Genomic DNA, 10,588 nt, shown 5'->3' with positions numbered 1-10,588 from the left:
TGGACCGGTATCCATGTCGCTCGAAAACGCTCTAGGATGTACTCACAAATAGAGCTCGATATCTGCTGTCAAAGCTTCACGGGGTCGTGCTATGACGCCGCCCGCAAACCAATGACCGGTGGGGTTAATGTCGAAGCAATCATTGCGCGAGGAGGCCGAGCGCCTGATCCGCGAGACCATGGAAAAGCGGAACCTGGTCATCAAGCAGGGCACGACCAGGATCGAGGCCGTCTGCGGCAAATGCGGCGCGCCGAACCGGGTGCAGGCGGAAAAGGGCCAGTCCCGCGTCAAGTTCACCTGCAAGAACTGTGACCACAAGCAGGAAACGCTGTAAGCGAGCCTCGCTTCCGTCATCCTGAGAGAATGCGAATGTATTCGGCGTCGTCCTGGCGAAAGCCAGGACCCATTACCCCAACTGCTTGTTGTTGTGCGACGCTGGGGCCACTATCGCACTCTCAATCGAATTCGGTGGTTATGGGTCCTGGCTTTCGCCAGGACGACAGCGTGGGAAGGCCGCTCGCTACAATTCTCACACCGTCATCCCCGCGCAAAGGTGAAGCCTTTGCGCGGGGATGACGGTGATGGTCCGCAGGTGGGGTGGCAGAGCGTAACCCCACAAAGCACCTTTACTTGAACGCCTCGCAGACCGTGGTGTGATCCGGCGCGATCCGGGCCGCGGTCCGCAGCGAGACGTTGCGCCACCAGGCATTCAGCGCGTGGCGGTCGCAGGCGAGCTTCACGCTCATGCCGCCGGCGAATTTGATCCAGTCGGCAAAGCTTTGGCGTGACACCGCGATCACGACGGGAATATCGGCGTCGAGCGCGCGTTCGATCACAAAGCCAAGGCCCTTGCCGTTGCGTTCCCGCTTGCCGAACCGGTTGACGATGACGAGATCGGCGCCTTCAGCGAGCGCGTCGGCGACGCGGATGCCGGCGTCCTGCAGCCGCGACAGATCGAGCTTGCAGCCGGTGGCGCCAGAATTTGTAGTACTTGGGCTCGGCGGCTGCGCCAGCAGCAGCGTCTCGCCGCTGTGGACCAGCACCGCCGACAGGCTGGAATCGGCGCATTGGCCGGTCTGTACCATACCAACCACGCGCGCGCCGTGCGCCTTCAGCTCGCCGGCAAAGTCGCGCAGGATGGCGTCGGGATCGTCATTGTCGTCATAGACCAGAGCGGCAAGGTCGCATTGGGCATCGAACATGATGGGCTCTGTTCGTTGTTAAGAAAAGAGGCGGCCGCGGCGCCGGGGCGTCGCGGCCGCATGTTTTCGGATCAGGCGGCCGGCGGGCCGTTGATGATCTGCAGCTGGGTGAATTCGGCGAGACCTTCCTCGGCGAATTCGGTGCCGATGCCCGATTGCTTGGCGCCGCCGAACGGAATGTTCGGGGCCATGTCGAGGTGCTTGTTGATCCACACCGTGCCGGCCTCGATCTGGGTCGCGATCTCGTGCGCCCGCTTGATGTCCGACGACCAGACCGACGCACCGAGGCCGTAGGTGGTGGCGTTGGCGCGGCGGATCACGTCATCCTTGTCGGAATACTTGATGACAGGCAGCACGGGGCCGAACTGCTCCTCGTCGACCAGCTTGGAGCCTTCCTTGATGTCGCGCACGATGGTCGGCTCGATGAAATAGCCGGGGCGGTCCATCGCGGCGCCGCCGGCGATCACATTGCCGTTCTTGCGGGCGTCGTCGAGGAACGCCTTCACCTTCTCGTACTGCATCTTGTTCTGCAGCGGGCCGAGCTTGGTGCCCTGCTTGGAGCCGTCATCGACGACGGTGTTCTTCGCAATCGCGACCAGTTCGTTGCAGATCTCGTCATAGACCGACTCGTGCACATAAAGCCGCTTGATGGCGAGGCAGACCTGGCCGGAGTTCTGGAACGCGCCCTCGAAGATGCCGGGCGCGACCTTCTTCGGATCCACGTCGTCGAGCACGATGCCGGCGTCGTTGCCGCCGAGCTCGAGCGTGATCCGCTTCAACGTCTGCGATGCGCTCGCCATCACCTTCTGGCCGGTTGCGGTCGAGCCGGTGAAGGAGATCTTGCGGATGTCAGGGTGCTTGGTCATGTGATCGCCGAGATCGTTGGCGTCGGCGATGAAGTTGAGCACGCCCTTCGGCAGGATGTCCTTGACTAACTCGGCAAAGCGCAGCGAAGCCAGCGGCGTGGTGGGCGCAGGCTTCACCACCAGGGTGTTGCCGGCGAGCAGTGCCGACGGCAGCTTGAACGCCAGGATCAGCAGCGGATAGTTCCAGGGAATGATCGCGCCGACCACGCCGAGCGGGCGGCGATAGGCCTCGACCTTGCGGTCGCCGGAATCCTCGACCACGCGCATCGGCAGATCGAGCGAGCCGAGATAGCGGAAGAAGCCCGCCATGCCCATGACCTCGCCGGTAGCGTCCGCGAGCGGCTTGCCCTGTTCGCTGGTCAGGATGTGGGCGAGTTCGTTGGTGTTGGCCTCGATCGCCTCGGCCATCTTGATGATGAGCTTGCGGCGCTCTTCCATCGGCGTAGCGGCCCATGCCGGGTAGGCGGCCTTCGCGGCGGCGACGGCCTTGTCGAGCTGCTCCTTGGAGGCGCGGGGGCATTGCGCCACCACCTCTTCGGTCGCCGGATTGAGCACCGGCATGGTCTGGTCGCCGGGTACCATCTTGCCGTCGATGAGAAGCTTGTAATCACTCATAGGCTTTGCTCTCCCTGGTCAAACGGGCCCTTCGCGGGCCTCGCTATATCTCGTCGTATATCACGATTGCGACGGGCGGGCCACGGCCAAAGATGCTCCCCGAATAACGGCTGGACGGCGGCCAGCCGAGCGATATATATTTACAAATATAACGAAGAAATGATCCGGAGTGCCGGCATGCAGATCGAAACCCAGGAGCTCACCACCTGCGAAGTCGCGCCCGACGGCTGCGCCATCTCGCTGGGATTCGTCGACGGCAAGGGGGAGCCCGCAACCATCCGCCTGTCGATCAACCAGGTCGGCGCGCTGGTGATGACGCTGCCGGGGCTGATCAGCAAGGCGCTGCAGACCCGTTTCGGCGACCAGAGCTTGCGCTACGCCTATCCCCTGGATTCATGGGTGCTCGAGCAGTCGACCGATCCGGCCCATGGCATGATGACGCTCAAGACGTCGGACGGCTTCAGCGTCTGCTTCTCGATCCCGCGCGCCCAGCAGAGCGAGCTCGGCGAGGCGCTGGTGGCGCAGCCGGCAACGCCGGTGCGGGTGCGGGCGAATTAGGGAGTGCGTGGTGCGTAGGATGGGTGGAGCGCAGCGATACCCGTCAAACGGCGTGCCGCACGACAGATGATGGGTTTCGCTTCGCTCTACCCATCCTACGATTCTACTGTCCGCCATATATTCCGCTGTCATGCCCCGCTTCATGCGGGGCATCCAGTACGCCGCGGCCCCTCGGTTAGGCACTGAAGTCTCTGGAATACTGGATCGCCCGGTCAAGCCGGGCGATGACAGCACGAATGGGGATAGGGTGAGTTAGCCCATCCTGCGAATTCACTTCCCCTTCACGAACGCGGCGAACGCGTCGCCGAAATCCGGATGCCAGCGCGACAGCGGCGGGCGGTTCTCGACGATGTCGCCGGCGGCCCAGAGGATGCGGCGCTCGTCGAGCGCGCGCGGCACGTCGTTGTCGGGGCAGAGGATATAGAAATCGCCGGATTTGAGGTGCTCGATCATGAAGTCGACGGTCTGCTCCGCTGTCCAGGCGCCGGCCGGCTTCTCGGTGCGGCCGCGCGCGGTCAGCCCGGTAAAGACAAAGCCCGGGATCAAGAGATGCGCCGTGATCTTGCAGCCGTCGGTGTTGCGCAGCTCGTGCTGTAGCGCTTCAGTAAACGCCTTCACGCCGGCCTTGGAGACGTTGTAGGCGGGATCGCCTGGCGGCGTGGTGATGCCCTGCTTGGAGCCGGTATTGATGATCAGCCCCGGCCGGCCGCGCTTGATCATGTTGGGCGCAAACGCCTGCGTGCCGTTGATCACGCCCCAGAGATTGACGCCCAGGATGCGCTGCCAATTGGCCGCGGGCCCGAACATCGCGCTGCCGGGCTGGATGCCGGCATTGTTCATCAGGATGTCGGTGCCGCCGAACTTTTTCGCGACGGCGGCCTCAAGGCCTGCGACCTCATCGGCGCGGCTGACATCGACCGCGGCCGTCATGATGTCGGCGGCGCCGCCGGGTGCGGCGGATGACAGTTTTGCTGCAGCCGCCTTCAGCCTGTCATCGCCGAGATCGGCGATGCAGACCTTCATGCCGGCTTCCGCAAACCGCGTCGCTGCCGCAAGGCCGATGCCGGATGCGCCTCCGGTGATCACGGCAACATGATTGGCTGATATCACGGGGTGGGGCATCGTCGGTCTCCGGACACACCTGTGGCTGAGGTTAGCATAGCGTTTTCAAGCGAAGTGGTTCCCGGTTCGCGTGAAGAAAACGCGTCAAACAAGAAGACCCTTACCTAGCATATCGCACCCACCATGCACGCAGGTGCATGGGAGGTTTTCATGCGCGCCACCCTCGACAACGCTTGCTTCGCTTTACGGTTTCGCGCCCGCGCTGTAGAATCGCCGATATAACGCTTCCAAAAGACCTCAGCCGACATTTTACAGGGAGTGCAAACATGGCTGTTTCGCAGGCTATTCCGATCACGCGCCATCCTTATGCCGATGGCTCCTACAAAAAGATGCTGATCGACGGCAAATGGGTCGACGCCGCCTCCGGCAAGAAGTTCGAAACCCACAACCCCGCCACCGGCGAATTGCTCGCCTCCGTCGCCGAGGGCGATGCCGAGGACATCAACCGTGCGGTCGCGGCGGCGCGTCGCGCCTTCGAAGGGCCGTGGAGCAAGGTGAAGCCGTTCGAGCGGCAGAACATGCTGCTCAAGCTCGCCGAGCTGGTTGAGGCCAATTTCGAGGAACTGTCCCAGCTCGACACGCTCGACATGGGCGCACCGATCAGCCGCACCCGCGGCAATAAGCTGCGCGCGCTCGGCATGCTGCGCTACTACGCCGGCCAGGCCACCGCGATCCACGGCGAGACCATCGAGAACTCGCTGGCCGGCGAGATATTCTCCTACACGCTGAAGGAGCCGATCGGCGTGGTCGGCGCCATCATCCCCTGGAACGGGCCGCTGACCGCCTCGATCTGGAAGATCGGCCCGGCGATCGCGACCGGCTGCACCGTGGTGCTGAAGCCGGCCGAGGAATCGCCGCTGACCTCGCTGCGCATCGGCGAGCTCTGCATGGAGGCCGGCATTCCGCCCGGCGTCGTCAACGTCGTGCCGGGCTATGGCGAGACCGCGGGCGCCGCGCTCGCCTCGCACCCCGACGTCGACAAGGTCGCCTTCACCGGCTCGCACGTCACGGGACAATCGATCATCCGTGCCTCGGCCGGCAACCTCAAGCGCGTCTCGCTCGAGCTCGGCGGCAAGTCGCCGGACATCGTGTTCGCCGACGCCGATCTCGACGCCGCGGTGCCGGGGGCTGCGATGGCGGTGTTCGCCAATTCCGGCCAGATCTGCAGCGCCGGCACGCGGCTGTTCGTCGAGCAGAAGGTCTATGACGAGTTCGTCGGCCGCGTCGCCGAGTTCGGCAAGAAGCTGCAGGTCGGCAACGGCCTCGATCCCAACACCCAGATCGGCCCCTTGGTGTCGCAGCAGCAGATGGACCGTGTGTCCGGCTATCTCGACATCGGCCAGAAGGAAGGCGCCAAGGCGCTGGCCGGCGGCGGCCGCCTCACCGAGGGCGCGCTGTCGAAGGGCTATTTCGTGCAGCCGACGGTGTTTGCCAATGTGCAGGACAACATGCGCATCGCGCAGGAGGAGATCTTCGGCCCGGTGATCTCGGCGATCTCGTTCAAGGATCCGGACGAGCTGATCAAGCGCGCCAATGCCACTACCTTCGGCCTCGGCTCCGGTGTCTGGACCACCAATGTCAGCAAGGCGCACCAGGTCGCGAAAGCGCTGCGCGCCGGCTCGGTCTGGGTCAATTGCTACCAGGCGATGGATCCGGCGGTGCCGTTCGGTGGCTACAAGATGAGCGGCTACGGCCGCGAGTCCGGCAAGCAGCACGTCGAGGAATACCTCAACGTCAAGGCGGTCTGGATCAAGACCGGTTAGGCGTTCGGTTCGACTGCGGCTTTCTTACCTCTCCCCGCTTGCGGGGAGAGGTCGCCGCGCTCTTGCGCGGCGGGTGAGGGGGTACAGGTCAACGTTCGGCGTGCTCGCGGAGTGAAGCCCCTCACCACACAACGCTGGTGTTATTTCGCCTGCATGATTTCGGAATATTAGAAAAATACCCCTGATTTGCCCGACGCGTCAAGTTGCCTTGTCGAGCGCCGGCCGCCGCCGGCTACTTTGCATGGGGTTGTTTTCGATATTTTCGCAACGCGTCCCTTGCGCCGGCCGCCGGTTGTTGCGTTTACCGCCCCGCGGCCTTCTTCGGCTTGCCGATGTCGCTGCGCAGGGCCTCGAGATCCTTGCGCACGGCGGTTGCCGCATCGCGCTCGATCTTGCGGTAGCGCGCCACCAAAGAGAGGCCGAACGGGGTCAGCACTGCGCCGCCGCCGTTCTTGCCGCCGGTCTGGCGTTCCACCGCCGCCTGGCGGCAGATGCGGTTGATCTCGTCGACCAGGTCCCAGGCGCGCTTGTAGCTCATGTCCATGGCGCGGCCGGCGGCGGAGATCGACCCGCATTCCTTGATCTGCTCGAGCAGCAGGATCTTGCCCGGTCCGATGCGGTCTTCGGCATCGAGATCGATGCGGACGCTCAACGAGGGGAGCGATGTGGCGCTCGTTTTCGACATGGCAAGCCTGCTTGTCAGTTCGGTAGATTGCCACTACCTGCTTTTGCGAACAAGATGAACCCGTGACATAACGGGCATGGTCCGGAAAAATGGTAACCGGTTTTCCGGGCGGGTCATGCCCACGCTCTAACGGGCATGATCCGGAAAAGTGGGCACCGGTTTTCCGAAAGATCATGCCCAAAATATAACGGAAACCACACAAGAATATTTGGGGTAGGCATGAGTTCTCCATCGTTGTTTTCGCCGCTCAAGGTCGGTCCCTATGAGCTGAAGCATCGCGTCGTGATGGCGCCGCTGACGCGGATGCGGGCGGCGCGGCCGAGCCTCGCGCCGCGGCCGATGAACGCGGAATATTACGCGCAGCGCGCCACGCCGGGCGGCCTGCTCATCGCGGAAGCCTCGCCGGTGGTCGCCACCGGCTTCGGCAATCCCGGCGTCCCCGGCATTTACAGCGAGGCCCAGATCGCGGGCTGGCGCGAGGTGGTGGATGCGGTGCACGCCAAGGGCGGGCTGATCTTCCTGCAGCTCTGGCACGTCGGCCGCGTCTCGCATTCCTCGTTCCAGCCGGATGGCGCGCTGCCGGTGGCGCCGTCGGCGGTCGCGATTCCCTCCGAATTCAAGTGCATGACGGCGGATGGCAAGGTGGTCGACTACGAGACGCCGCGCGCGCTCGAGACCGGCGAGGTCGCCCTGATGGTCGAGGCCTATCGGCAGGGCGCGAAGAACGCGCTCGCCGCAGGCTTCGATGGTGTCGAGATCCACGGCGCCAATGGCTATCTGATCGAGCAGTTCCTGCAATCCCGCAGCAACCTGCGGACCGACCAGTATGGCGGCTCGATCGAGAACCGCGTCCGCTTCCTGCTGGAAGTGGCGCAGGCGGTGACCGAGGTCTGGGGCGCCAACCGCGTCGGCGTACGGCTCTCGCCCTACGGCATAGCCAATGGCAGCGGCGAGGCCGATCCGATGCCGCTCTACAGCCACGCCATCAAGGCGCTGGACAAGTTCGGCCTCGCCTATCTGCATTTCATCGAGCCGCGCGCCTCGGGCACCGGCCGTGCCGAGGTCGACTGGCAGAATGTGCCGTCTGCGATGGTGCTGTACCGCCCGATGTGGAGCGGTGTCCTGATCACGGCCGGCAATTTCGTCGGTGACAGCGCGCAGAGCGCGGTTGCGGAAGGCCATGCCGATGCGATCGCGTTCGGCCGCTATTTCATCTCCAACCCGGACCTGCCGCACCGCCTGCAGCGCGGCTATCCGCTGACCAAGTACAACCGCGCGACCTTCTATGCCGGCGAGGAGAAGGGCTACACGGATTATCCCGTGCACGGCGAGTTGGCGCAGGCGTAAGTCTTCGTAGCCCGGGCCACAATGGTTCCATCTTCGTCATTGCGAGGAGCGGAGCGACGAAGCAATCCATCGCTCCTCACGCGCCGATAGATGGATTGCTTCGCTTCGCTCGCAATGACGGCGGGCAAAGCCGGAGAGCTCCCAATGTTTCCGGACGACGAGTTCGAGCCGACGAAAAAGCCCAAACCCGTGGCGCTGGCGAAGCCCGCGGCCGGCCAGTGCCTGTGCGGCAAGGTGCGGTTCGAGATCGACGTGCCGGCGCGCTGGGCCTGGCACGATCACACCGCCGCGAGCCGCCGCGCCCATGGCGCGGTTTACGCGACCTATGTCGGCAGCTGGAAGAAGCGCTTCCGCATCACGCAAGGCGCGGGCGAGCTCTCGCGCTACGAGGATCCGGCGACCAAGACCGCGCGCAGCTTCTGCGGCAATTGCGGCACGCCCGTCATCTACGAGCGCGCACGGTCGCCGCACATGGTGAACATCCCGCGCGCGCTGTTTTCGGGGCGCACCGGCCGGCAGCCGCTCTATCACATCGCGATCGAGGAATTGCAGGAGTGGGCCTACACCGGCGAGCCGCTGGTGCCGCTGAAGGGCTATCCCGGCGTGGTTTGGCAGCGTTCGAAAAAGAAGAAGCGCAGCGAGCGCGAGGGGATGTTCTAGCGCAGTTTCGGTGCTGATTGAATCAGAATCGAAGCTCCAGCTGCGTCAGTGCTTCACGTAGATGACCTCGTCCGTTCCTACGTATTCCTCGGTCCACCCTCTCTTGTCCACGAGGAACCTCTTCAGAGGTTCGTGCGCCTTCACCCAGAGCACCGTATCGATCTTGTACTTGGCGAGGACGGTGTCCCAGGCGGCCTCATCGATCTCCCATTTGATCAGGCTGAAATAGTCGCGCAGCAGCTCATCGGGATAGGCGGTGGCCGACCGGCCGTCGACGAACACCGGCACCGCACCGCGTGTGTAGAAAATCAGGAGGCCACCGACGTTCCAGTGGTTCAGCAGCCGTGCATGCGGAAAATGGGTTTGAAGATAGCGCGCATCCTGCTCCGAGAGCAGCTGCGGAAGTGCGAGAGCCGGTTTGACGTACATCAAGGTCAGCGGCAGCGCGCACATTGCGACGATGCCGGCCACCAAGAGCGAGCTCTGGACCTTGAGGTCGTTCAGCTGCTTGGGCAGCACCCGGTCGATGTGAAGCGCCAGCGGCACCGTTGCGAACATGAAGAAGAACGACATGTACCGGTATTGATAGAATCCCAGCAGCAGAAACAGCCAGGACAGCAGCCGCGATTCCAGAGGAGCCGGCGAGGCAGCCGGGTGGCGCAGCTCGAACGCGGCAAATATCGCGATATAGACGATGCCGGGAATGCTCCCGGGCACGCTGAAGTTCGCAGAATAAGACCACCACTCGGTGATGTTCGCCTGCGCGAAGTGGCCCAGCGTGGTCGTGACGCCGTCGTAGATGCGCCAGCCAAGCGGATTGATCAGGATTGCGACAAGGCAGCCGGCTGCTGCGAAACTGTAGATCCTGACACCGGCCCAGTCCCGCCTGAGCACGGAGGCGGCGCCAAAAAAGCCGATGATGAAAAGCCCGAGCACAAAGCCGCCATGCAGATTGGCCCAAAGCACCATCATCACCGGCAGCAAGAACCATCTGGTTCGCTTCAAACACTCTGCGTAGAAGACGACGCAGAACAACATGGTGGGGGTGTTCGGCGAGGCGGCGAGATAGGAATTCGGCGCGGTCACGAACGCCGGGTAAAGCACGCACGCGGCGAGAACGGAAATGCCGACCGCGAGTGTCGAGGCGCCGCTGCGCAGGCAGATCGATGCAAGACATCCGGTGATGACGGCGCCACACGCAACGACCGACAGTGTGAGACCGATATACCCCGTGTATCGAAACACCACGCTGGCGATGACGTCCCAGAGCCAGGACAGATTGTACCATTGCCTGTCGCCGAGGGTGAATGACCATGGATCCTGAAAGGGCACGTTGCCGCGCTCCCTGATCAGGTCTCCGGCGGCGAGGTGCCATCCGAGATCCAGGTGGCCGAGCAGGAGCGCCCCGTTCGACAGGTAGTACAGGGACGTGGCTGCGATCAGGAAGACATAGAGACCCGGCTTCTCGAGCCCGATCGTTCCCGGTCCTCTATCGAGCCTGGTTCCGTTCCAGGCCGCCAGCGCGTCCATGACTGAACCCCCGCGATCGAAGCGAGCCGTCTGCGGGCCCTACATGCTTGTCTGTGTGCTTGATGAAGGCAAACCATCGTCGCTTTAGGACACTCTGGCTAAAGTAGCGTTAAAGTCAGCCGCGCAATTCGATGGCTCCCGTTGGGGTTCGCGTCTGCCCAACGCCGGCTTTCGAGGGACTGGCCGGCGGAGTGAAGTGACGAGCGCGTGCCCTGATGAACCAGGCGCGCGCCAGTGGAA

10 protein-coding genes are annotated in these 10,588 nt (G+C 63.6%); 5 read left to right on the top strand and 5 right to left on the bottom strand.

Going from position 1 to position 10,588, the window contains the following annotated elements:
- Positions 1–127: 127 nt before the first annotated feature.
- On the top strand, positions 128–334 hold the full coding sequence (locus Q0030_RS21755) for a hypothetical protein (RefSeq protein ID WP_024581255.1): 207 nt from the start codon (positions 128–130) through the stop codon (positions 332–334).
- 292 nt (positions 335–626) lie between these two features.
- Here Q0030_RS21755 and Q0030_RS21750 read toward each other — a convergent pair whose 3' ends face one another.
- Positions 627–1,202: a DUF2478 domain-containing protein gene (locus Q0030_RS21750; RefSeq protein WP_298371535.1), complete on the bottom strand. Its 576-nt coding sequence runs from the start codon at positions 1,200–1,202 to the stop codon at positions 627–629.
- A 71-nt stretch (positions 1,203–1,273) separates the two neighbouring features.
- A complete protein-coding gene (locus Q0030_RS21745; protein WP_298371534.1) occupies positions 1,274–2,683 on the bottom strand; it encodes an aldehyde dehydrogenase family protein in 1,410 nt (469 codons plus the stop codon).
- A gap of 177 nt (positions 2,684–2,860) precedes the next feature.
- Here Q0030_RS21745 and Q0030_RS21740 point away from each other — a divergent pair, with 177 nt between their 5' ends.
- Positions 2,861–3,241: a hypothetical protein gene (locus Q0030_RS21740; protein ID WP_298371532.1), complete on the top strand. Its 381-nt coding sequence runs from the start codon at positions 2,861–2,863 to the stop codon at positions 3,239–3,241.
- 270 nt (positions 3,242–3,511) lie between these two features.
- Here the strand turns inward: Q0030_RS21740 and Q0030_RS21735 are convergent, their stop codons facing one another.
- Positions 3,512–4,363 carry an SDR family NAD(P)-dependent oxidoreductase gene (locus Q0030_RS21735; RefSeq protein WP_298371530.1) on the bottom strand — a complete coding sequence of 284 codons (852 nt, stop codon included), beginning with the start codon at positions 4,361–4,363 and terminating at the stop codon, positions 3,512–3,514.
- A gap of 266 nt (positions 4,364–4,629) precedes the next feature.
- On the opposite strand from Q0030_RS21735, the gene Q0030_RS21730 reads away from it, so the two are divergent.
- Entirely contained in the window at positions 4,630–6,126 is a 1,497-nt protein-coding gene (locus Q0030_RS21730; protein ID WP_298371529.1) for an aldehyde dehydrogenase family protein, read from the top strand.
- 301 nt (positions 6,127–6,427) lie between these two features.
- On the opposite strand, the gene Q0030_RS21725 is transcribed toward Q0030_RS21730, so the two are convergent.
- Positions 6,428–6,811, bottom strand: a complete 384-nt coding sequence (locus tag Q0030_RS21725) for a winged helix-turn-helix domain-containing protein (protein ID WP_244069480.1) — start codon at positions 6,809–6,811, stop codon at positions 6,428–6,430.
- Positions 6,812–7,030: 219 nt separating this feature from the next.
- On the opposite strand from Q0030_RS21725, the gene Q0030_RS21720 reads away from it, so the two are divergent.
- Both Q0030_RS21720 and Q0030_RS21715 read left to right on the top strand, forming a co-directional pair.
- Positions 7,031–8,158 carry an alkene reductase gene (locus tag Q0030_RS21720; RefSeq protein ID WP_298371528.1) on the top strand — a complete coding sequence of 376 codons (1,128 nt, stop codon included), beginning with the start codon at positions 7,031–7,033 and terminating at the stop codon, positions 8,156–8,158.
- A 144-nt stretch (positions 8,159–8,302) separates the two neighbouring features.
- Complete coding sequence (locus Q0030_RS21715) at positions 8,303–8,818, top strand: GFA family protein (RefSeq protein WP_298371527.1); 516 nt, start codon at positions 8,303–8,305, stop codon at positions 8,816–8,818.
- A gap of 45 nt (positions 8,819–8,863) precedes the next feature.
- Here the strand turns inward: Q0030_RS21715 and Q0030_RS21710 are convergent, their stop codons facing one another.
- Positions 8,864–10,348, bottom strand: coding sequence for a hypothetical protein (locus Q0030_RS21710; RefSeq protein WP_298371526.1), 1,485 nt, complete (start codon positions 10,346–10,348; stop codon positions 8,864–8,866).
- Positions 10,349–10,588 lie beyond the last annotated feature (240 nt).

Origin of the sequence: uncultured Bradyrhizobium sp. (assembly GCF_947648125.1) — a bacterium.
Classification (GTDB): Bacteria; Pseudomonadota; Alphaproteobacteria; order Rhizobiales; family Xanthobacteraceae; genus Bradyrhizobium.
This window is presented reverse-complemented; position numbering and strand designations above follow the sequence as displayed.